This window comes from Psychrobacter sp. H27 (assembly GCF_059072655.1).
Genome location: NZ_JCACRX010000001.1, coordinates 324357 through 348453, shown reverse-complemented (window position 1 = coordinate 348453; position 24097 = coordinate 324357). Strand labels below are relative to the sequence as shown.

The following is a 24097-nucleotide window of genomic DNA, read 5'->3' as shown; positions in this document are numbered from 1 at the left end:
AATGCCCCTATTTTACCGCCTATTGCCAGAACCTAAACCATTATGAATTGTGAATTTTCTCTAAAAACCTTTGACGAGCTGACCTCAGTTGATCTTTATCATATCCTAAAAGCACGCTCGCAAGTTTTTGTTGTCGAACAAAACTGTGCGTATCAAGATATGGATGAGGTCGATTTCGATTGCTTGCACCTTATTGCCCATCAAAACGCAGCGTTAGTAGGCTATTGCCGCATCGTCCCGCCCGAATTTAATACACTAAAATCAAATCTATCGGTTGCTGATCCTGCCATCAAAACCAACCACACTACTATGCCAGCTATTGGTAGAGTGCTCGTACTGTCCGAGCATAGAGGTGACGGTCTAGCACGGCAAATGATGACACAAGCGATTGCCCACTGCCGCAAAAAATATGGCAAAAAGCGCCCGATTATTATCTCGGCCCAGGTGTACTTGCTAAGTTTTTATGAGTCTTTGGGCTTTGTGCCTGAAGGCGAGCATTATCTCGAGGACAATATCGAGCATGTAAAGATGGTACTGTATGTCGCCAAGAAAAATAAAGTCAAAAAAGAGAGCACCGACACCGCATCAACCACAACCAAAGTTTTGAGTTTTCTGCTGTTTATTATAGCGGCGCTGTTTATCTTAGGGTTGCTATATCTCATGATTTAAACGGCAAGTAAGGTCTTAATTCTTAACACAATTCAAATTGGTTGTTCCATATTGAGTGTGCTACTTTTAAATGACGATGGCTTTAAAAGGATAACCAGAATCATTGGTTAATAAAGCGGCACACTCAAGGAAGAGGACACAACCATGTCAAATAATCATTCAAATACAGCCAATGCAAATACAAAAAATGCAACCGTAGAGAGCAATGTTCGTCCGGAATACGACGTCGAAATCCAAAAGATTGCCGATTATGTGCTTAATTATTCAATAGATGACGAATCATCGAACGCTGCTGAGGCATGGAGCACCGCGCGTTATTGCCTGATGGACACCATTGGCTGCGGTCTGCTGGCGCTGAGATTTCCTGAGTGTACCAAGCACTTAGGCCCTAATTGTTCCGACCAGATAACACCACATGGCGCGCGTGTTCCTGGTACTGCTTATCGGCTAGATCCAATCAAAGCCGCTTTTGATATCGGCTGTATCGTACGCTGGCTTGATTATAACGATACGTGGCTCGCTGCTGAATGGGGCCATCCTTCCGATAATTTAGGTGGTATCTTGGCGGTCGCGGACTATATCAGTCAGAAAAACATCAGCCAAGGACAAGCGCCGCTCACAATGAAAACTGTGCTTGAGGCGATGATCATGGCGCATGAAATTCAAGGCGTACTCGCGCTTGAAAACTCATTTAACCGTGTGGGCCTGGATCATGTGTTTTTGGTCAAACTTGCTTCAACTGCGGTGATTGCCAAACTCTACCAGTTAACCCGTGAGCGTATCATGGCCGCTATCTCACAAGCCCTCGTTGATGGTCAGGCACTGCGTACCTATCGCCATGCCCCCAATGCTGGCAGCCGCAAATCATGGGCAGCCGGTGACGCTACCAGTCGTGCAGTACGCCTAGTAGATATCACCGCGCGTGGCGAGATGGGCATTCCTGGAGCACTCACCGCATCGCAGTGGGGGTTTTATGATGTGCTATTTAGCCATACCAATAAGGATCTGGCCACAAAGCCACAAGACGAGCGCCGTTTTACCTTTCAGCGTGATTTTGGCAGTTACGTGATGGAAAATATTTTATTCAAAATAAGCTTTCCTGCTGAATTTCACGCCCAGACCGCTTGTGAAGCAGCGGTCATTTTGCATCCACATGTCAAAGGCCGAGTGGATGATATCGAAAAAATAGTTTTGACTACGCATGACTCAGCGATTCGCATCATCTCAAAAGAAGGCGCGCTTGATAACCCAGCGGATCGCGATCACTGCTTACAATATATGGTAGCTGTGCCACTATTGACAGGTGATCTAATGGCGGAGCACTACGAGGACGACTATCACGAGGAGCATCTATCCATCGATGAGCTACGCGGCAAAATGGTAGTAGAAGAAAACGTAAAGTACTCAAAGGACTATCATGATCCCAGTAAGCGCTCTATCGCCAATGCCATTCAAATATTTTTTGCAGATGGTAGCAGCACAGAAAAAGTTGCCATTGAATATCCCATCGGTCATAAACGCCGACGCGCCGAAGGCATTCCTGTATTGGAGGCAAAGTTCCGTGCCAGTCTGGCAACCCGCTTTGTCGACAGCCGTTGTCAGCAGATCATTGAATTGTGTGACGATCAAGAAAGACTAGAACAAACACCGGTAAATGAGTTTATGGACTTATTCATGGCTTACTAACGGCGTATCTTTTATGGTCTTATTTAGCTAATATAACTGCTACCAAGGTATGGACTCTCCCGCCCAATCGACGAAACTGCCTGATTGAGCAGCTGTCATACCTGATAGCACATCTAACAAGCACTTCGCGCTATATGCTGGTGAGAACAGATGTCCTTCAGCGACATTGCCTTGGAACGGCGCGGAGAGCTGAGTATCAACAGTGCCTGGTTGCATGACAACCACGCACACTTCTTTTAGTGACCTGCCCCATTCGATACTTAGATTTTTCATACCCATATTGAGCGCCGCCTTACTCATTCTATAGCTATACCAACCGCCGAGCTGATTGTCAGTAATACTGCCAACACGGGCCGATATGGTCACAAAAATCGCTGGATGCTCAGCACTACGTTCAGCTTTGGCAAGCAATGGCTTGATGTGCTTGGCGATGAGCAACCCTGCTAGCGCATTGATTTGCATATTTTGCAAAAAAAACTCGGTATCTATTTGTCGCAACGCTTTCTCTGGCTGCGCGGTATCTGTATGCAATAACCCCACGCAGTTGATGACCCAATCTAGATGACCGACTGTTTGCTTAATGGTATCGGCCGCTCTTTTGATGCTGTCCTCATCGCTGATATCCATCGGTAGCCAGTGCAGGTTTTCTGTTTCGATATCAGGCTCAGTGCGATGATAAGTGGCAAATATTTGTACACTATGGCTGTGATTGGTTTGCACCAGCTGCTGGACCATAGCTTGACCAATACCGCCTGTACCACCGATAATCAGGTAAATTTTGTCATTCATATGATACTTTTCCTTGTTTATAAGTCTTTATTTATTTTGGCTGATTTTATGAGGGTTTGCTATAGTCAATATAGGCTACAATAATTGCTAGCGATTAGACCGACGTTTTGTTGTATCTTATTTTTATATTGATGTTTTTATACGGATATCAGCGCCTTATGCTATCACCTCAAGACCAATTGACCGAACTAGTACGTGCCTTAGAGAGCGATCAGCATGTGTTTGCTACTGACCCGTTACTTATCACTGAAAAACTACAGGGTGAGGATGGCACACCTATCCAAAAATTGCACAGACGTGCATCTCGTATCGATAGCAATGGGGCGCTCGCTCGGGTACTTGGTAAAATTGATGGTCGCATAAAAGGCATTATGATTGTTATGAGTGTGGTGTGGTGCCTATCAGGGTTTTTGGGATTGTTTACCCTCTTGCAGTCCAACGTCGTGAATTTCTTTTATGTACTGGTCTGCTTGCTTGGGTTCCACACTATTATGCTTGGCGGTTGGCTGGTCATGACACTCATCAACCGAGACCAACAAGCACCCAGTTGGTTTGCCAGCTTTGTCAGTCCAAGCTACCTCATACGCGGTAAAGATGATGTGACCAAAGCGGCCGTCGATCTATATGAGCGACAATTGCAGCATAGCGGTATGCGCTGGTACTTGGGCAGATTCAGCCATCAGTTGTGGCTTGCAACGCTGGCGGGTATGCTGCTTGCGATTATATTTTTGTTGATTGTGCGCCAGTATAGCTTTAGCTGGGAGTCGACTTTGCTCTCTGATCAGGCACTAGTAAGCTTGACTCAAATCCTCGGCTGGTTGCCAAGTATGGTTGGCTTCGATGTGCCAGACAGTACCGCCATTGCACAAAGCCGCCTTGTGACAGACGCCATGCCACTGTCTGTTGCACGGCAATGGGCAGGCTTACTAGTGGGTAGCTTGCTTATGTACGGCATTGTGCCGCGCGCGATCGCATGGGCATTTTGTGCCTTGATGTTCCGCCGCAAAAAAATGCGTTTGGACATCAAGCAGCCGTATTATCAAAAGATAATCAATTTTTGGCAGCGCCATGTGGTTGATGCCGATGACTTTACAGAAGCGCCAGCACCTATCGCACCTAAAGCGACGGTGAGTGCTGGCAAGAAACTGGTTGCCCTACTCGAATACCCCTCAGATCAGCAAACATGGTGGCAGTCAGGTCTTGAAAAATCAGAAAGCATTGAGAATTTCGGTATTGTGGATGACCGTGAGGACATGGCACGTCTCAAAGACTACTTGGATGAGCATCCAGTACAAGTACTACTGGGTATTCATAGCAAGGCATTGCCTGACCGTGGTACGCTACGTAAGCTTGACCAAATCGCCGCTCATGCAACAGATGGACTGATTGTACAGCTACTCAGTGACACTCAACCACTTACTGATACTGATTTTACACCTAACGATGCCCCAATAGACAAACAAGCCGTTCGCTATCAGCAGTGGCAAACCGCACTCTCTGCGCGAAAAATTGGTTTAGTTGACGTTAATTATTAGACTATTGACTCTTTTAGAGTCGTATTTTTAACGGCACTTTTTTCATGGCAATTGTCATCGTAACTAAAACAAGTATGATGGATAAACGGTTGGATTTCTCATGACCCGATAAAAATTAGCGATAAAGGTCATTGAGTTAACAAGGATGTTTTATAGTGGCTAGGAGCCCGATATGGCAGCAGACAATACTCTCTTGACGCTCGGTCAGTATGGTCAGGTATTAGACGATTACAAAGAGGCACTAAACCAAAGCATACTAGCGGCCTCCCCCGAGTCATGGCAGCCGATGCTGGCAAGTATCTTACCTGCACACTGGCAAGAATGGTTATTGCCGCTGGCAGGCGGCCCTTTTTTCTTATTGTTTTTGGCGGAGTGGTTCTATCAGTCTAGACGTGGTAACGGTAAGCACTTTAGCTGGCGCCGTGCGATGACCAATTTTAGTTTGGGCGGTTCTTATTTAGGGTTTGAGCTGATTGTCCAAGCACTGATCGTGCTACCTATTTGCCTGTGGCTGTATCAGTATCGATTGTTCACCATCGAGGTGACATGGCTGACGGCCATCCCTATATTTGTCGCTGTTGAATTTAGCTACTATTGGTTTCACCGTGCATCACACCGTATGAATTGGTTTTGGTCAGCGCATGTGGTACATCATTCAGATGATAATATGAATTTATCGACTGCTATGCGCCAGAGTCTGCTGTACTCAGTAACGGGATGGTGGTTGTTTTTTGTCCCACTGATGATGTTGGGCGTACATCCTGTCTGGGTATTCTTCTTTTACGCGTTAGATTTGATCTATCAGTTCTTTATCCATACCGAGACGGTTGGGAAATTCCCAAAATGGATTGAGTATATTTTTGACACACCATCCAATCACCGCGCCCATCATGGCACCAATAACGAATATATTGACCAAAACTACGGCGGCGTCCTTATTATTTTTGACCGTTGGTTTGGTACTTATGTAGAAGAAGATATAAGCAATAATCCCGTCAGATATGGTGCAGTTGGTGAGGATAGCCATGACAAGATTATTAGTCTGATATTTGGGGTCTTTTACCGCATGTGGCAGCGGTTTTTTCGTGCTAAAGGGTTTAAGAAAAAGCTCAAGGTACTATTACGCCCGCCTAGCGCAATCTCATAGGTGATTTATAACGGCGATGTATCGAAGCAATAGTACGTATGCATAACCAACACTCAACCAGATTTTTTTTACTATATATGGCTATTTTAGTCATCAATAATGATAAGACGCAATTATGAATAATGACAATAAAAAAGATGATCACGAAAACCATAAGCCTGTTGGTCTCTTTGCAGATAAGGCGTTGCCTCGTGACTCAAATAACTACGACAATCTCAATAGTAGCCCCAATAGCTCGCAAGCGGCAATCGATCAGCCAAAGCTGACTGATGACAATCAACCGGTATCAAATGAATCAGCAGCGCCAACTGCAACCAAAAATACGACAAAGAAAACCATTGCCAGTGGCGAAGCACTAAAATTAGCAGTGGTTGGTCATACCAATACTGGTAAGACGTCCATACTGCGCACCTTACTGCGTGACGCGTATTTTGGTGAGGTCAAAAACGAAGCAGCAACCACACGCCATGTAGAACAAGCAAGCCTGACAGACAGTAAAACGGGGGAGATACTGGTAGCATTGTACGATACACCAGGTCTAGAGGATGCATCAGGACTGATGGACTGGTTAGAGGATAATACCGCCAGTCGCCGTGATGGTATTGAGCGTTTGCAGCAATTTTTGGCTGCCGATGTTGCTCAAGGTGCGGATAGCTATGACTTGCCATATGATTATAGCCAAGAAGCCAAGGTGATTCGACAGCTGCTGTCAAGTGATATGGCCATATATGTGGTAGATGCGCGTGAGCCGGTGCTGGGTAAATATAAAGACGAGCTGGCTATCTTATCTTGGGCGGCTATTCCTGTCATGCCTGTTTTTAACTTTACCGACAGTCAAGATGCCAATATTGATGACTGGCAGACCATGCTAGCAAGACGCAATCTACATATCTCTACACGTTTTGATTCCGTTGCGTTTGAGTTTGAGGACGAGATGCGTTTGTGGACTAATCTTGCCACCATGCTTACTCACTCTGAAATGCTTGAGCAATTGATGCAGCGCCGGACTGAGGACTGGGCGCAACTATATGATGAAGCCAATATCATCATTGCGGACTTTTTATTGAATGTCGCCGCATTCGTACGTGAGATTAATGAAGACGATGACCCGATGCCTATATTGGCACAAATGCAAGAAGCGGTTAGACAAAGTGAGCGTGCGATGCAGCACAATCTCCTTAATCTTTATAAATTCTATGATAATGCTGTCGCGGCTACCCCACTTGAGCTGCAAGCCTACCAGCAAGATCCGTTTGACCCTGAATTGCTCAAGAGCTACGGTATCCGCACTACGTCTGGTGCCGCAGCGGGTGCGCTACTAGGGTTGGGTATTGATGCAGCGGCGCTTGGCACGACATTGGGTTTAGGTGCTGCAATTGGCGGTATCGCAGGCGGGTTACTGTCTAACACCAGTAGTATTGCTGATAGGATCACAGGGGTAAAACGCTTATATATTGATCCTGCGACATTGACATTGCTTGCGACCCGAGCGATAGACTTACTCACTGCCTTACGCCATCGCGGTCATGCGGCGACAGACGCCACTCAACTGTTATACAAAGGCGAAAGAGATAGCCTTGAGACATCGTTAAATAATGATGACGATAATGAAGAGGTTCAATCTATTACCGTATGGCCCACACACAAATTGCCAAGCGAGCTAAAAAAAGCTCGCGGCAAACCGCAATGGTCATCGCTTAGCAGTGGCAAGTCCGAACAAGCGCAGTTGCTACGCACAGACATGGCATGGTCGCTGTCAGGTAAGCTGCAATCATATAAGCGCGAATCGTAACCATACACAGTAAGCAAAACCTAATAGGGCTACATTAGTTTTGTGCCGCTAGTTTTTTGCCTCCAATAAAGCACTTAATGCCTCGGTGCCGCGTACGTCTGTTTGCTGTAGATAAATCGGATACAAAGGATACTTGGAAAAATTCTTTTCAATATCCTGCATTAACTGCTGTTGGCGCTCTGCACGGCGGCGCCAAAACTCATCCGATTGAGTGGGCGTTATCAGCTGGTTAATAACTATCGCTGCTGGTGTGAGCTTACTCTCTTCTAGTTGCTCAATAGCTCGCTTAGTCTCTGCCAATGGCAGAACATCCGCAGTCATAACCAATACAATTGCGGTTTGGGTGCGGTCATGTAGTAGTAACCCTGCCTGTCGAAATAATTGCTTGCGCTTCTCTAATACCGATACCGCTTGCTCCCAGCGATCAGATTTTTTTGCTGCAAATGGATTTGGCACTTCTTTTGTAAGGGAGTCGGTTTGATTGCTCTTTTGATTACTTTTCTGATTATGACTGTCCAAATGCGTCGCCACTGAGCGCAGTTTGGCTTGTCTACGCTGCTGCGCTAGTAGACCATCTGTCCATGCTCCCATCATCTCTGGTAGTACCAATAATCTTAAGGTATGTCCCGTTGGTGCGGTATCAAAGATAATATGTTCATAACCTGCACTCGCGGCTGCAACCAAATGCTGACACATTGATTCAAGCATCGCTGCTTCCTGGGCACCAGGTGCTGACTTTGATAGTCTCAAATGCTCACGAATTTTGGGCATCATATCTGGATTGGCATAGGACTTAATCGTACGTTCAACTTGGGCAAAGTGCTCGTCAACGATGACATCAGGGTCTAGCTCGATGGCATCTAGGTAGGGAGAGATGACTGTTTTTTCGTTTTTTAAACGGGTATTTAGGACATCGCCCAAACTGTGTGCAGGGTCGGTTGAGACAATCAATGTTTTTTGCTGTTGGCTTGCGTAATAGCTGGCAAGTGCAGCAGCAGTGGTGGTTTTTCCTACACCGCCCTTGCCCCCGATAAATATAATGGGTTGTGTCGTCAGCTGTTCTACGAATCCATGTAAGGGATGTAATGCCATATCTCTATCTCATTTTTCAAACTGTTTTTATTTTTCTCTAGCTACCAAACCACTAGCAACAACCAACATGATCAAATGGACATCTATCCATACCCATACGCGTATGCCACTCATGAAAATTCTCTAAAAACAATGGCTGCAACTCTAACGTATAAAAGCTGGCAGGATTATCGATACCTAGACTCTCAGCAAACATGAGCAGCATAAAAAAATCTTCTTCATCACGCGCAGCTCGTGCCATCGTCTGTCGATAAGGCGCATGATAAAACTCATTTAGACCAGCAGCAAACCGTTGCCACCATGGTTGGACACTTTTGTTGTCTGCTAGGATATTTTTATTTTCCATAATATACTCGCCCCTTTTCCCATTTATTGTTATCTATCATGCCTATATGATACAAAAAACGCCAGCAATCGCTGCTAGCGTTTTTGTTTGTTAAATATGTTAGACAGCTAAAGGCTTAAACTTCTCCGCCTTTACCTTTATGTATCGACCACTCTTTACGGAGTACGGATAGACTCTCAAACGTCACTAAGACCGTAGCGATCAAGATAATAATATCCATAATGATCAGCAGCCAATTTCCATCAGTAAAGAAGGTTTTTAGCTGAATTAGCAATGCAAAGACAGTCATGACCAACAGGAACGACAACGGTGCTAAGGTGTACCAGACTGGCTTGCCTTTGCGTAGTAAAATGACCGTTACAATCATTAAGGTCAAGGCTGCCATGAGCTGGTTGGTCGTACCAAATAATGGCCAAATAATCATACCACCAGCACCATCAATACCACCAGCACCAAAGGCTAATAGCAAACAGCTGCCAACAGCAAGCAACGTCGCTACGACGCTTTTATTCAGTATTGGTAAATTATAAAACTCACCAAACTCTTGGAAAATATAACGTTGTAAGCGTACGCCAGTATCCATGGTCGTACCTGCAAACAATGCTGCCATAACCGTAAGCATCGTCTGTGATAACACCATATCGATACCCACACCAGCATTCAAAATCGTTGCACCGCCATCAATAAAGGCACCGATAGAACCATCACCAAATTTTTGATAGACCGCTTGCCAATCTCCGAGTGTCGCAAAGCCTGCTGTTGCTGCTAAAATTGCGCCAAGCGCCAACATGCCCTCACCTAATGCACCAAAATAACCAACAAAACGCGCGTCTTCTTCTTTATCAATCTGCTTAGATGTCGTCCCTGTCGCAACCAGACCGTGGAACCCAGATATCGCACCACAAGCAATGGTCACAAACAATAGTGGCATAAGTGACGGTGTATCAACGGGCAACGTTGTATTTATTGCTGGTGCCACGATGTCTGGCGTACCAATAAAAATAGCAGCATATAACAGAATCAAACCGACAAACAACTGCAATCCGTTGATGTAATCACGAGGCTGAAGCAGCATCCATACAGGTAATAACGAGGCGATAGCTGCATAGCTGAACAAAATAATAATCCAGACCGCATTATCAGGCAGTCCAAAGACAGTCTCAGGCAATACAATCGGGAACATAGGGCCAAGATAAATAAGGCCATATAGTGCACTAACACCGATGATAGACACCCAAACGAGATTCATTTTGTAGCGATAAATACACTGACCGATGATAAGCGCAACTACCAAGGCACCCCAAACTGGCAGTACAGCAGATGGGGTTTTGATCATCATGTTTGCAATAGCGACACCAAATACGGCGTTGACCATCAGCAATAGCAAGAAAATCACAACCATCATCAGACTACGGACACGTGTGCCCATGACAGTACCAGCAATAGAGCCAATCGATTGACCTCTGTTGCGCATACTTGCCCAAATGGCAGACATATCATGTACACCAGCCATAAAGATGGTACCAAATACTACCCAAATAACGGCAGGTACCCAGCCCCAAATGACAGCAATTGCAGGACCGATAATAGGTGCAGCACCTGCCACCGATGTAAAGTGATGTCCCCAAAGCACATACTTGTTGGTGGGGACATAATCGACCCCATCTTTCATAGTGTGTGCTGGCGTGGGACGGCTGTTATCCAATGCCAATATCTTAGTAGCAATGAATTTTGAGTAAAACACGTAGCCGCACAGCATGGCAGCAACGCCGAATAGAAGTACAATAGCACTATTCATCTCATCTCTCCCTAGACAAGTAGTAGGTAGCCGTATAAGTTCAAGCTTTTTAAATCAAAATATAAAAAATATGCTAAATTAGTGTGCGGTGAGTGACTCATCTCACCCATAGTTGGATAAATCGTAGGAATGTTGAAAGACAAATATCAGTACAATCTTGCATTTTACAATTAGAGCACGTCACTAAGTAGCACGTAGTGTGGTGAGTCTTTATTTAAAAATTCTGGTTGAATAGTAACCGATTTCGCGACAAATGTAACGTATGTAAGAGATGAAAAACAACAAATAAAGGAAGCGCAATGGCACATTATTTTGGATTCCACCCTTCAGATAAATTAAAAGAATTAATTAGTGAGGCCGAACAAATCGTTGCTTCAGATGAACACGTAGAATATTATCCTTATCGCGACGCGCTTACACACCAGACCGCTCGTGACTTGACAGACAATTTATTAATTGGTTTGGTAGAGATTATTCCAAACCCTGAGCGTCAAGCATCTATGCGTAAAATCGTTGGAACGATTGAAAGTACCACCGATACCCTACTCAATATCTTATTGGGTAAAGAAAATAACGAAGAAGTATTACCGAGCTTTCATTTTTTGAGAGATCATGCGACATTTATCGATAATGAAGGTACCAAACGGGTAGGCTTCAAGCTGTCTGAAGCAAATGCAAAAACCATTGTCGAAGGGTTTGCTGCTATCACACCGGAGCACGTCGATAGAGCCAAATTCAAGACAGCACTAGAAACGATGAACGATGCCACACTAACCCATTTTGTGACTCGCTATGCCGAAACGCTAAAGCTCGGTATGATCAAGCGTAAGTCAGTACCGGTTGCGAAATCGGCAATTGATAAGGGAATGAATATGGCACTCAACAAGCTATTACCCGACTTACCCAATGACTCGCTTAACCGTTTAGCAAATTATTACCGTCCATTTATTGTAGAAAAGCCAGAATAACCCCAAAAGTTAGATTAATTTTGTCCTAAACGCTTTATGACGTTGGGCAAATTCACTAAAATTTGCTAAAATAAGCGGCACTTTTTACCAAAGGCGCACCCGATGACCCAAATCAGTAACCAAGAAATCGAAAAAACATTACGCAACTCAGAGTGCCTTATCAGCAGTATCGAAGTAGCCGCTGCTTATGAGCGCCTAGCCGCTCAGCTTAATCTACACTACGCTGGTCTAAACCCAATTGTAATGGTTGTTATGAATGGCGGATTGATTCCAGCTGGCCAGTTACTTACCCACCTGACGTTCTATCATCGTATGCACTATATCCATGCGACGCGTTATCGTGACAACGAAGGTACTAATGACCTCGACTGGAAATTCAAGCCTGACGTGAGCATTGAAGGCGAGCACGTATTGTTGATTGATGATATTTTTGACGAAGGTATTACCCTAAAAGCCGTTGTCGAAGAGCTAAGTAAAGAAAAACCTTTATCGCTTGAGTGCTGTGTACTATTAAACAAAGAACACGAGCGTAAAGTTGCAGATTTTGATGTTGATTTTGTAGGTATCAACGTGGCGGATCGCTATGTATATGGCTGTGGTATGGATTTCCACGGTTACTTGCGTCACCTACCCGGTATTTATGCTATCAAAGAAGATAAAGTTTAAGCCTTATACTCTTTGAAATGTGTCAATCATAAAAAAGCATCCAACTTGGATGCTTTTTTATTGTATGAAAAACAGAATAAATACTACAATAGCTAAAACTGCAAGGCTAAACCAGTATGACGCTCCGTTGGTGTCTTAACTGCTATTTCAAAAGCATGTTTGGTGCTATATATCGTCACCTTTTTCTTGGCACGTGTGACTGCTGTATAAATAAGCTCTTTGCTCAGTAATCTAGTATGGCTGTTGTCAAAAGTAATTGCCACATGATCGAACTCAGAGCCCTGTGACTTATGGATAGTCATTGCATATGCCGTAGCAATCAGTTCCTCATTCAGTAAGTTGACCGCAATCCCTTGCGTCTTATTTTCAAAAAACACCTCTAAACGGCTCTTATCATCTGAGGTTTGTAAACAAAACCCAATATCACCATTAAATAGTCCTAACTCATAATTGTTCTGTAGCACCATGATTGGGCGACCATGAAACCATGTGTTTTGACCGAGTGGTAGTTTTAGCTCAGTCAGATGCCACTGGGTAAGGTAATTATTAATATAATGATCGCCGCACTCTCCACTATGACCAGCACTCAAAATTCTAAATTCGTTGAAGGTTTCTGTTAGTGATGCGACTGTAGTTTTTACCGAATGTGGCACAGATTTTTCTATTGGAATTTCTAAAAGACCCCTTATTTTTCTCAGATAGTTCTTATAATCCTCTGTGACTTCTAAAACATTCTTTCTACCGCTTAGGCTATTTTTTAGTTTGTTATTTTTAGAGTCTTCTGTCTGGATCATATTTATATGTTGAAAGTTCAATGCGTTATCATTTTTTAGGAGTTGCCAAATTGCTTTTGTGTCTGCTTTTGTATTGTTGATTTCGTAAGCTAATTTACCGATACCTGAATCGGCACTAAATCGGCGACTTTCAGTTAACTCCGCATGTATAGGTTGTAGTAATGGAATGCGGCACAGGTCTGCCAATACTGCTCCTGCATCGACTGCTGCTAGTTGATTGGCGTCTCCTAATAATATAAGTCTTGCGCCTGGTTTTACCGCACTGACAAGATAATTTGCAAGCTCAACCCCTAACATTGATGCCTCGTCAACGATAATGATATCTTCGCCCAGTGGATTATCAGCGCCATAGCGTGGACTACCCGTTCGACCAATACCTAATAAACGATGAATCGTTTTCGCTTCTTGCAATTGCAGCTTTACATCTGCTGCATCTAGAGCCGCTTGTAGAGACTCTTGCATACGCTGCGCTGCTTTCCCAGTTGGTGCTGCTAACGCTAAACTGGCACTATCTGTACTGAATTTAATATTCTCTTCAGTACCCTTACCCTCTGAAGCCTGTTGTAGCGCGATCACTAGCTGAGCCACAGTATATGTCTTGCCCGTCCCTGGGCCACCGGTAATAATACTAAACGCGTTATTGTTAGCGACATTAATCGCCTTTATTTGATTTTCGTGAAGACTCTTAGGTATTGCTATTTGTAGAGGGCTTACTTTTTGATTCAAAATATTGTTGATATTTTTTGCTAAATTAAATTCAGCTTGCCATGTACGATGAAGCCAGAAGGTCACAGACTTTTCAGAATTCTTATCGCTGGTTTTCTTATAAACGATTGGTTTATTTTTTATGCTTAGGCTATTTTTCTTATTGTAGTTATTAGTATCAGCCTCGTCGAATAAATCATGAGTACTAATTAAATGCATGAAGGAAACTAAATCCGTATCTTTTAGTACTTGATATAGCATAGCAACCGTATCAAAACGCTTGTTTAGCATGTCCTTTTCATGATTGCTGAGCGCGAGCTGTGTCCAAAGCTGATCTCGCCTGCTAAATAAAATATCTAATAAATCAAACAAAGACACCTCGGTTCCAGCATCATCACTTGGCTGCACATCATCTATCAGAACAAAAAGCGGCATGGCTAGCATCTCTAGTAGCTGTTGCTGCCAGCCATATAGCGTGACTACTTCATGGTTAATTTGACATTGTAACGGTACTTCGTGCTCAGTAGCTTTGATTGTCAATACAGTATGCCCCTCCTCTAAATGAGTCGCTAGCATCATAAATACAGCCGTAAATAAGTAGCTGTCTTCTAATTTATCTGTTGGGTCATCGGTTAGGCTGCTGCCAGTATCAGCTTCTATGTCTGTGGTCTGATACGATGAGTAGGTTTGTCCGCGACGCAGTAGAATATAGTCACTAATAGTATTGGCCCAGCTTTGTTGTAGGCCAACCGCCGCTTTGCTTTTATTGTTGCTATTATTACTCATGGTATATCTCTTTAATGATCTGGTGAATCAATATAACGTTTTGGGTGTCGAATCGTTATGCAGCGCTCGCTAATCAGGCATACCAAACAACGCATCCAACCCCTTAACAAAATCAATTGGGATATTCCAAGTCACAAGTCCGTAGTGACCGTTGTGTAGTGGTTCGCTCGTTTCATTAGTCTCTTGTGATACGGTAGCAGCAGCTTGAGCGCTGGGATCGTATACTCCTCGTAGAAAAACATACTCTACCGCTCCCAGATACTTGTCCTCATTACCTGCGTAATCAGCGATTCTCATTGAAAGGAATCGATGTAGTGCTACTTGATAAATTGCTGCTTGTAACCAGTATCCTGCTTTAGACATGGCTTTTTTGAGCGTATTTTCATTATAATCGCTTAGGCTATTTCCTAAATAATTACTCTTATAATCGACTACGTAATACTTGCCAGCATGTTCATAAACCAAGTCAATCTCACCGCGCAAGTAACGATACAAGTGCGTTCTATTTTGCGGCACGAGATTGACATGTTTGTCTGTGTCATCCGGTAGATACTGTTGAAATAATTGACTGATATCCTCTGCTTTAAAGCGCTCTGACAGTCCCATATTGAATTCTAACTCGGCAAAACGCTGATTTGCATCCAGAGCACATAAGGGTTGATTGGACGCCAATAAGGGGGTATTTAGTACCTCTTCAATCCAAGCAATCAACGCCTCGTGCTTCGTTGTATCTATTGCGTCAGCGTTAAGTGAGACAGCACTCTCTTCTCGGTTGCCTTGTGCTCTACGGCTTTGATATTCAGCACTGCCATACACCAGCGGTAGCTGATAACTACTGATAGCTCTATCGATCACGCCAGACCACTGCAATTTGTTATTAAAGTCAATTTTTTCGAATATCTCATGCAAAAACGTACCTGCATTAGCGCCTTTTATGAAGGTAAAGCGAATATCGTCTTCAGACTTGAGACTCATCTCATCAATTTTTTCGAGAGACGCATTACTATCAAGGCTACTATTAGGATAAGGCTCTAACGACACTGCAGTGTCTGCCATATCAATATCTATCGCATCATCAATACGCTCATCTACGACAGCCATTGCTTGCGTTGATTCATCTAGCTGACGAGCCAATGCCGTAAAGCTGGTCTTCGCCCAACCATAAAAATAGCTCGTTTTCATGACATCAATAAAAGCAGCATACTCAATAGTTTCTGTCGTGGGTACGATGGTAAGCTTGGTATCTGTCGACGTTACTGTTTTAGCATGATTGCTATTATAAAACTCATTGATATTATGCCCTCTAAGCATGCCTATCGTGCCTTTTAGCCTGTCAGGTAATTCAAATTTTGCGTCTGCAGAGTCAAACCAATAAAATACTGGCCTTAATTCAGGATTTGTATTCTTCTTAGGATCTCGCAACACCACATAAAGTTGCTCACTAGCCCGCGTAAATGCCACATATCCAAGACGGCGTAGCTCATCAAAACCTTCATTTGTCTCGATATCAGTGAAGTAAGCTTCTTTAGTGGCAGATCCTTGTAACGCAGAAAAACGGCGCTGATTGCCTATTGACTGACCTTCTGTGGATTGCTGTACTAACGCTGAAGGCGATTGCTGGGCATTATATAAATACAGCCCATATTTTTCATTATTGCCCGACTTCCTACTGGCGTCTCCCATACCCAGTACATAGACGATGGGGAACTCCAGTCCTTTTGACTTGTGAATAGTCATCAGCTGCACGCCAGACTCTGTCGGTAGCGGATACTGCTTCGCCCAATCACTATTGGGTGCGGTCTCTATGTGTTGCCTAAACCAAGCCAGCAGCTCATGCTCACCCATGCCTAAGCCATACTGTGCCAATACATCCATCACATGGCGTAAATCCATGATATGTCGATCACCTTCTGGATGAGCGGCTAGAGCTTGCCAAACGCCTTGTGACTGTATGGGGCTTCTATCCAATAAATAGTGCAGCGCTAACAAGATACCAAAATGCTGCCAGCGCTGTACCCCTTCCTTTAGATACGTAATAAAATCCTGATAGCTCTTTTTATATTCTATGTTTCGAACATCGCTACTATTTGGATTAATACTATTAAGTCCGTCATCACTCTCAACCACACCTGACTCATGGTCCGTCATCATAGTTTGGACATCTTTGATGCTCAGTCCGTACAGATGGCTGGTCAACACTCGATTGATCATGTCATGACGATATGGATAGAGCATGGCACTGAGTAGCGCTGCGACATCCTCTGCCATAACTGTCTCGAAGATACTGACATCACTGGTGGTCAAGGTTGGCACGCCAAGTTTTACCAGCTCGTCTTCAACCTGTTTTAAATCTTTTTTGGTACGTGCCAGCACCCCAATATCACTGGGTTGAATCGGCTGATCGTTTAATGTCTGACCACTACTGAGCAAGCTAGCAATATGACGTGCGGTGATTTCATACTCACCATAGTCAAGCTCGCTATCTTTTCCATTAGGCAAGTGCAGTACACTCACTGGCTGAGTGGAGAGCACCTCTGTCATCAAACTACTATCTTTTGCGTCTGAATTCTTAAACCAAGACAATTCACTCTGCTTTTTTGCGGCTTTGCTGTGCTGATAATAAATACCACTGCCTAGCTGCGCCAGCTTGTTCTCAGCAGTTGTTGCTGTAGGTATACCAAACCAGCAGTTGAGGGCATTAATCAAACTGAGAGTGGAGCGCCGGTTAGTGTTGAGCGTCCAAATGGTACTTTTGTCAAACTGCGCTTTCATATAATTATAGTTGGTCACGTCACCGCCACGAAACCCGTAGATCGCCTGCTTTGGGTCACCAACCAGTAGCAAAAACTCATGGTTGGATTTTTTGGTGGTGGATTTCTTGTCATTATCCGACTGTTTGCGTTTACTCTTTGGCAAATAGATACTTTCGATCATAATGGCTTGCTCGCCATTGATATCTTGCGACTCATCAATTAATGCAATTGGGTAATGGTGACGTATATAACGCGCCAGCTTATCGCCTTGCCGACCCGTTAATGCTTGGTTTAAGCGCACCATCTGTAGACTAAAGGTGGTCTCCCCTCGCTCCTCTAATATGACGGGCAGTCTGTTGCGTACGGCAAGAACGATATGACGATTAAGGTTGGCTAAAATAGTAATTATGTATTCATCCAGCTTTTTGCTTTGTTCGATGTATCGTTTAAAATCACGAACGACTTGCAGCTCGTTAAATATTAAATTAATTCTTTTTCCATCTTGTTGTACACGAAATTGATTACCAATATTGTCAGTTTTTAGAAAAGCTTGAATCAATCTTTCTGGGTATTTACTTGAGCATATAAACCTATATGCAGCTGCTCCAAAATCTTCTAATGCTTGAATAATTTTAGGCCATGAATCTCTATTGTTTTGCAGCTGTCCCTTTGGAACATCATAATACTCGCCGTTAGGTTTGAAAAAAATATCAAGCTCATCGCTGCGTTCAATAATAGTATTTATAAGCCGCTCGTAACCCTCGAATGAAAAGTCACTTATCACAATCTCATCAATCGGCGCAGAAATAAAATTTAGCGAGCGAGAAACGAATTTTTTATGATCACCTACTGCAGTCAGCTTACCCTGCTGGTCCATAAGCGCATATAGTTTGGGCTGCTCATGATACAAACGGCTTTGAAACTGACGCAGCTCATCGTGAATAATACTATCAGTAACCTGCTCGATACTGCTGTCTTCGATAATCGTCATACCTTGCTGATGACCAGTTTCGCTACTGTACTCGACCAGCCACTTTTGCGCCAAGCTATCGAGCGTACCGACGAATAGCTTATCTAACGTCGTTAATACTAATGCAGTGCGCCGAATCGCCTCTGCCATAGGATAGCTATACACATGATCAAGCAAATAACCGACCAAGTGCAGATTCACGGGATCTTGCATGATGCCATCTAGGCGTACATGTTCGGCTTGCTCTATTAACCACTCTTCACGCTGTTTTTTGACTTGTGCGCGCTTTTCTCTAGCCATCTGCTTATCATGGCTAGCATCCTGATTAAACTCATCAACATCTATTTCGGTATTTGATTCGACGCTTGAATCATTGCTTTCCGACTTACCCTTGTTATTATTGTTATCGTTACTGTCAGGCAGCACCTGCAATAGGTTGGGATATAATTTATCTTTATTATTGGTATCTGCACTCAGGTTGTTGACCCACTGTAATAGCTGATAGAACTCTACCAGACGGTCGTGGATGCGCTGACGCATTTCGGCGGCGGCAGCTCGAGTAAAGGTTGTGGCGATGATTTGCTCTGGCGCACGCCGCGCTTCAATCAATAGTCGTAGCACAATGCCAGTCAGCGTCCACGTTTTTCCTGTCCCCGCTGAGGCTTCGATAAGATGCCGACCCGTTAATGCAACAGCAACCGCTGGCGCTATTTCTTCTTTTTCTTCAGCTATAGCCCCTGAGTCACCCAAAACATCTGAATGATCATCAAATAAATTTGGTTGTACAGAAGGTTCAATAATATCGGCTGTATCAGTAAAATCTGTCATATAAGCGCATACTTTTAATTATTATTAATGAGATCAAAAGAATAAAAAAGACACTAAGCACTAGCTATCCAATCCTTTTAGTGCCGTAAACATCGGCGCATACAACGGCTGCGCCAAGGTGGTCAACGCCGCTGATAAGGCTCTAAAGGCGTCTTGATCACGCAGCACATATTGCCAAATAGCATGCTGCGAGCAAGTATCGTATACCGTATCTAAATGATCATCAGACCTTAACCAATCTTTAAAATCTGCTCGTTTTGGCCAATAATTGCCACTTTCATTATCATCTGCTTGCGATTTTGAGCACTTAGCCAGATAATTGAGCGCATACTCAGGTAATAATGTGATTGGGGTTTGACCCGATAGGTTGCCAAAAATTGCCCATTTCATCAGTTCTATCACTGCATCTTCATAGACGATTGGGCTTAGTTTAAATGCGATGAAATTTTTGTAGGTATCTACTTTTGAGCTAGATTTATTAAAACGCCAAATACTCACGCCATCATTTGCTACCACTTGCTCAGCTGTGGTGCATCTGGCTACTTGCCAATATAGATGGGACAACCAAAACTTAAGTAGATGTTTTGGACTGGCAGAATTGGGTAGTATGTTTAACCACTGCTTGGGCGATTGCTCAGCATAGCCACTTGTTTCTTGAGTATGAACATCCGATTGTGCCGATACTGGTACGGGGCCTTTTATCTTAATGGATTTAGGCAGTAATGTAAGCCATTCATCTATGTCTATCTGACTGTTTGAGTCGTTATTCACATGATTGAGCACAGCCGCCAAATCTGACAATTCAACTGGTTTTTCTATGGTCGGGGTAAGTAACTGCAAATCTGCCATACCCTCTGTTCTACCTATATTAGGTACAATACTCTCACCGAAACCATTAGCGATCAACTGCTCTTCAAATTCTAGACACTGCTGCTGTAATTTTTGTTGTTGATTGGGTAGTGTGGTTTGGCGCGCCACCCCTGCTGGTATGATTTTTTGATACATTAACGTTGAGCTATCTTGCTGAGCCGTGTTATCAGTACGCTTATCGATGGCCAACCCTTTAATTAAATGATCTTTAATCTGATAAGTTGTCAGGTGATCCAAAAACAATGGCTCTTGATGCGCCATCGCTTCCTCACCTTGTACCACATGCACTTTTTGAGTACGCAAAAACGCTTTGGCAGGATGGCGCACTTGATACACCAGCATACCCTCAATATCTATCTCGCCAATGTTAAATACGGTATCACGCACCATTCGGGTGAGCGCCTGAGTCCTATCGCTCATATCATTAGCAGCAGTAGAAGTATCGAGTCCTAGCATATTGGCTAATGTAGACACGGTTTGATGATTTATGCTCCCCAGTCCACCCAAGCGATGACCCAGCATTTGAGCAACGGCTTCGTACTGTGCTTTTGTGGGTAAGCCAATCAGTTGTGGATAATCGCTAGATCTTCTTTTCTGCAGTGTCTCAAACACTGCTTGCCACAGGGGTGCAGGCGGAAATTGTTTTTTCTGAGCCAGTTTGGTTTTGCGCATGGCTTTATTTAGCAACCTATCTAGCTCATCGGCTGCTGCAGTATCAGGGTTACTATCGCTAATATTATGAGACGTATTGCTTGGATCAGCATTGACATTAGACGCATCAGTCTTTCGCTCAGAAACTCCTTCAATATCTACTTCAAACAAACTCTTATGAAAAGGCAGGGCTGGATGCTCAGTAACCAGCCACTGCTTGATGAGCTTTGGTAGATAACGTTTAAGGCTTTCTGTCGTTGGATCGACATCCTCAGACAACGTCTCAAGTGAGTTCACCTGCCACTGTACCTCACCTTGTAAAAACTGTAGCAACTCACTCACTGGGTTGGCAGGTAGGTGTTCATGGGTATCGGTCAAGCTTTGACCATTGTAGAACATCCAGCATGCACTGCGAGCGCATAGCAGCGCATCCAAAAATGCCCCATTGTCGTCATCTTCGCTGACTCTGTCACCGCGACGTGAATTAGTCGCTTTCATCAAATCATACCGGTTATCACGATCACGTCCTGGGAACTCAGAGAGGTCCATATTGAGCATCACCACTAGCTCGAATGGTACGTTTCTAAGCGCACCAAACCGCCCAAAAGTAATCACTCCAGTAGGCTCCGCACTGACCTGCTGACTCTCAAGCTCAGCTTCGATACTGTCTAGCATAAAGCTCAGCTTTAGTGGCAACTGCTCAACGCCTGCCAGCTTTTGCTCCACTTCTCTGTTGTCAATATCACCACTAGAGTACTGTCTGTAGTGACGATTGGCACGTAAGCTTGATTTAAAACCATTCATCGCATTGTAGATGGCACGCATGGTACGCGTTTGGTCAACTTCACCAAAGTAGCGGTGGATCACTTGGGTCTCAATCTGATCTAACCAATCTTCTGCTTTCATTTTTTGTGTATGATCATCACGCCTTGCCACTAAGCCTGTATAGATACGGCAAAGCGCCTCTACAATCATGGCGTCATTTAGGCTGACCTGCGCCAGTGGCAAGCTCATCTCGGGCACAGTAGTATTTGGCCACTCCCCCTCCTCTAAAGGGTACAAGCAGTCACTAAGACTCGCTTCTGGCATCACAAGGCCTAAAGTCAATCTGTCTAATGCTTGAGCAAAACTAAAGCGATAATCATAGTCGTTAATATCTAGAGTTTGTTTCAGATGCCATTCATCAAAACCACGGACAAAGCCTGCTTCTAGCAGCAGATCGCAGCCACGGCTCATCTGTTCACGGGTCAATCCAAAACTCTCGAATAAGGGCGGCAGCATCAGCCAGTCTAAAACCTCGGCCGCCTCAAAACGGGCACTATGACTGCCGAGCAGCTTATAAAACCCAATAATCGCTTCCCATAACTGACGGATATCTGCATCGACAACACCCGTCACCTTCGCAGGCAAGGTTAAGCCATCTTGACCCTTGCCACTAACAAAAATAGAGCCAATCAGCGCATGATGACGCTCGACATCAGGCAATAACACCACGATATCTGATATATGGCGTTTTTTTTCACCAGCTTTAATAGGTTCATTGAGCCAACGGCCAATCATAATACGTAGTACTTCAAGCTGACGCTGCAAATTATGACAGGAGTGAATACTTAGGCTATTATCTTGAGCAGAGATTGCCCACAAACGATCCTTTTCAAAACGCTTGTTTTCTAGTACGTCATCGTCATACCATGGCGACTCTGGCTCAGCACCCAACACTATTTGCTCATTTACGGCTTGAGAGACTGTTGTTGCCGCAGCTTGCTGGGTCGATTGCTCATCAAGCATCAATACGTCATTTTGCAAACGTCGCAATAAACTTGGGCTGTTTTGTATGTCTTGAGAGCGACCAAAATCAGCCATGCTGTGCTCACTTTCATCACTGATACGGCTCAGATTATCATCAAAACTATCGTGCCACTCTACCAAATCCTCTTGATATTGCTCGTTACCTGATAAATTGGCAAGCATGGCAAAAGTATCACGAGACTGCTTGCCCAGACGTGACAGTAAGCTATGTCCATAATCACGTAAAAATACGCTTTCAGGGTTAATGATTTGCTGGCGCTGTAGCCAAGACTTATCGACAATATCCGCCCAGAATAGCTTAGAAGGATTATAATGTAATAGGGTGATCTTCATATATTTAGACAACTGCTGCAAAAAATCGAGCTCGGTTTGCGGCAGTTGCTGAATAGTAAAAATACGCAATACTTTGGGCAACTGAGCACGTTCATTCGCGTTATTATTTTCCAGAGCTGACCAAAAAGTGTTTTCAATGCTTACACGGTGTTGATGCACGTCGGCAAACAGATGCGACCATAAGAATCGCTGCGCTGCCTCAAGCTCTACATAATGCGCCACCAACCACTCCGGCGTGCCGCGTGCGTACTGATCAAAGCGTAATGATAACGCATCTTTATCTGCTATCAATGCATCTACATTGAGCGGCGTATTATGTGACCATAGCGCAAGCCAATCCTCACGGTGGGTCAAGTAACGGTTGAACACTCTTGCTAAATCACTTGCCAGCTGCCAAATACGGGCGTCTTGTTGCGCTTTATCTTTTTGCGCATTGTCTTGTTGTACGCCCTCTTGCGTCGTTCCTACTTGCGGATCATCAATCAAGGATGCCAGTAGCGGATGTACTGGGTGGGTGTCATCCTTAACAATCAACTCTTGATAGTAAGTGAGGTAACCAAACAGGCGCCACTGCATCACCGTGGGCGACAACACAGCAACTTCTGGCACATTCAATGTAGCCGCTTCAGGATCTGCTTCTAACAAATAGGCATTGTGCCGGGTGAGCACATCTTGCATGAGTGTCCATTGATACTGACCCCAAAACTTGGTACGCACCAATGTACTAATCCCAGCGCGGCTGGCAATTGTTTTATCCAACCAATCACCCAATACCATCGAGGGCACAATAACAATAAAGGGCTCAAAAACATGCTGGCTTTTTGACTGATATTGTTCAAGTAGTTGATCGACAAGGTTTTCGGTACGGTGTGACTGAATAATGGTAAACATAGACAATAATCTGATTAAAGTAGGCGTAGAATACGAATGCTAAGAAAGGCTGTTTATTGTAATTTATGGACTGATATATACTCGTAAAATCCTCGTATCAGCAATCAGTCACTGCATGAACAGCGCTGAAGACAACACTCATAATACATATTTGGTAGTCGTTACTGTACTGTATTTCTGCTAGTATGTAGGTCATTCATGCTAATCATCATGAGCAAA

General features: G+C 44.0%; 14 protein-coding genes. 7 read left to right on the top strand and 7 right to left on the bottom strand.

All coding sequences use genetic code 11. From position 1 onward, the window contains the following. The first annotated feature begins 42 nt into the window (after nucleotides 1-42). Nucleotides 43-669: a GNAT family N-acetyltransferase gene (locus tag AC5JPY_RS01350; RefSeq protein ID WP_319051666.1), complete on the top strand. Its 627-nt coding sequence runs from the start codon at nucleotides 43-45 to the stop codon at nucleotides 667-669. A 144-nt stretch (nucleotides 670-813) separates the two neighbouring features. Next, nucleotides 814-2355 carry a bifunctional 2-methylcitrate dehydratase/aconitate hydratase gene (locus tag AC5JPY_RS01345; RefSeq protein WP_319051665.1) on the top strand — a complete coding sequence of 514 codons (1542 nt, stop codon included), beginning with the start codon at nucleotides 814-816 and terminating at the stop codon, nucleotides 2353-2355. A gap of 39 nt (nucleotides 2356-2394) precedes the next feature. On the opposite strand, the gene AC5JPY_RS01340 is transcribed toward AC5JPY_RS01345, so the two are convergent. Further along, complete coding sequence (locus tag AC5JPY_RS01340) at nucleotides 2395-3144, bottom strand: SDR family oxidoreductase (protein ID WP_319051663.1); 750 nt, start codon at nucleotides 3142-3144, stop codon at nucleotides 2395-2397. 158 nt (nucleotides 3145-3302) lie between these two features. On the opposite strand from AC5JPY_RS01340, the gene AC5JPY_RS01335 reads away from it, so the two are divergent. The 3 genes from AC5JPY_RS01335 to AC5JPY_RS01325 all read left to right on the top strand — a co-directional run bounded on the left by AC5JPY_RS01335 (nucleotide 3303) and on the right by AC5JPY_RS01325 (nucleotide 7618). Further along, a complete protein-coding gene (locus AC5JPY_RS01335; protein WP_493851851.1) occupies nucleotides 3303-4679 on the top strand; it encodes a DUF2868 domain-containing protein in 1377 nt (458 codons plus the stop codon). 172 nt (nucleotides 4680-4851) lie between these two features. After that, nucleotides 4852-5826, top strand: a complete 975-nt coding sequence (locus AC5JPY_RS01330; protein ID WP_493851850.1) for a sterol desaturase family protein — start codon at nucleotides 4852-4854, stop codon at nucleotides 5824-5826. 115 nt (nucleotides 5827-5941) lie between these two features. Further along, complete coding sequence (locus AC5JPY_RS01325; protein WP_493851849.1) at nucleotides 5942-7618, top strand: DUF3482 domain-containing protein; 1677 nt, start codon at nucleotides 5942-5944, stop codon at nucleotides 7616-7618. Nucleotides 7619-7666: 48 nt separating this feature from the next. On the opposite strand, the gene AC5JPY_RS01320 is transcribed toward AC5JPY_RS01325, so the two are convergent. The 3 genes from AC5JPY_RS01320 to AC5JPY_RS01310 all read right to left on the bottom strand — a co-directional run bounded on the left by AC5JPY_RS01320 (nucleotide 7667) and on the right by AC5JPY_RS01310 (nucleotide 10854). Further along, nucleotides 7667-8710: an ArsA family ATPase gene (locus AC5JPY_RS01320; RefSeq protein ID WP_493851848.1), complete on the bottom strand. Its 1044-nt coding sequence runs from the start codon at nucleotides 8708-8710 to the stop codon at nucleotides 7667-7669. Between the two features lie 52 nt (nucleotides 8711-8762). Further along, nucleotides 8763-9056, bottom strand: a complete 294-nt coding sequence (locus AC5JPY_RS01315; RefSeq protein WP_493851847.1) for a cory-CC-star protein — start codon at nucleotides 9054-9056, stop codon at nucleotides 8763-8765. Nucleotides 9057-9171: 115 nt separating this feature from the next. Continuing rightward, nucleotides 9172-10854 (bottom strand): carbon starvation CstA family protein, encoded by a 1683-nt coding sequence (locus tag AC5JPY_RS01310; RefSeq protein ID WP_443526499.1) that lies wholly within the window; start codon nucleotides 10852-10854, stop codon nucleotides 9172-9174. A gap of 299 nt (nucleotides 10855-11153) precedes the next feature. Between AC5JPY_RS01310 and AC5JPY_RS01305 the strand changes: the two genes are divergently transcribed. Continuing rightward, nucleotides 11154-11822: a hypothetical protein gene (locus tag AC5JPY_RS01305; protein ID WP_493851846.1), complete on the top strand. Its 669-nt coding sequence runs from the start codon at nucleotides 11154-11156 to the stop codon at nucleotides 11820-11822. A gap of 102 nt (nucleotides 11823-11924) precedes the next feature. Then, on the top strand, nucleotides 11925-12488 hold the full coding sequence (locus tag AC5JPY_RS01300; protein WP_319051655.1) for a hypoxanthine-guanine phosphoribosyltransferase: 564 nt from the start codon (nucleotides 11925-11927) through the stop codon (nucleotides 12486-12488). A gap of 92 nt (nucleotides 12489-12580) precedes the next feature. Here the strand turns inward: AC5JPY_RS01300 and recD are convergent, their stop codons facing one another. From recD to AC5JPY_RS01285, 3 genes are all read right to left on the bottom strand, one after another. Continuing rightward, nucleotides 12581-14773 carry an exodeoxyribonuclease V subunit alpha gene (recD, locus tag AC5JPY_RS01295; RefSeq protein WP_493851845.1) on the bottom strand — a complete coding sequence of 731 codons (2193 nt, stop codon included), beginning with the start codon at nucleotides 14771-14773 and terminating at the stop codon, nucleotides 12581-12583. Nucleotides 14774-14842: 69 nt separating this feature from the next. After that, nucleotides 14843-19324: a UvrD-helicase domain-containing protein gene (locus AC5JPY_RS01290; protein WP_493851844.1), complete on the bottom strand. Its 4482-nt coding sequence runs from the start codon at nucleotides 19322-19324 to the stop codon at nucleotides 14843-14845. A gap of 60 nt (nucleotides 19325-19384) precedes the next feature. Continuing rightward, a complete protein-coding gene (locus tag AC5JPY_RS01285) occupies nucleotides 19385-23878 on the bottom strand; it encodes an exodeoxyribonuclease V subunit gamma (protein ID WP_493851843.1) in 4494 nt (1497 codons plus the stop codon). Nucleotides 23879-24097 lie beyond the last annotated feature (219 nt).